At 59.6% G+C, this 631-nt stretch carries 1 protein-coding gene; it reads left to right on the top strand.

The window, feature by feature from the left end:
- The coding region (locus ACFFNX_RS52595; protein ID WP_378213894.1) for a ParB/RepB/Spo0J family partition protein at positions 1-631 on the top strand (631 nt) is incomplete at both ends.

Raw genomic sequence — 631 nt, 5'->3', positions numbered from 1 at the left:
ACGGTGTCGCCGCAGGTGGTCGCCGACTGGCAGCACTCAACATGCTGGCAGAGCGTGGCATCATTCCGGCTGACTGGCCTGTCCGCGTGAAAATTATTTCGCAGGAACTGGCGACGGCCGCATCGATGACCGAGAACGGTCATCGTCGGGATATGCACCCAGCCGAACAGATTGCCGGATTCTGTGCAATGGCGCAGGAAGGCAAAACACCTGCACAAATCGGTGATTTGCTGGGCTATTCACCCCGCCACGTTCAGCGAATGCTGAAACTGGCTGACCTTGCGCCTGTCATCCTCGATGCGCTGGCAGAAGACCTCATCACCACCGAGCACTGTCAGGCGCTGGCGCTGGAGAACGACACCGCGCGTCAGGTGCAGGTGTTTGAAGCCGCCTGTCAGTCGGGATGGGGCGGTAAACCGGAAGTACAGACCATTCGTCGTCTGGTGACCGAAAGTGAAGTGGCGGTGGCAGGGAACAGTAAATTCCGCTTCGTGGGGGCTGATGCCTTCTCGCCAGATGAACTGCGCACTGACCTGTTCAGCGACGACGAGGGTGGCTATGTGGACTGCGTGGCGCTCGATGCCGCCCTGCTGGAAAAACTCCAGGCTGTTGCTGAACACCTTCGGGAAGC

The organism is Actinoallomurus acaciae (assembly GCF_042429965.1).
Lineage (GTDB): Bacteria > Actinomycetota > Actinomycetes > Streptosporangiales > Streptosporangiaceae > Actinoallomurus > Actinoallomurus acaciae.
The sequence above is the reverse complement of the archived record's forward strand: the minus strand, read 5'-3'. Positions and strand labels throughout refer to the sequence as shown.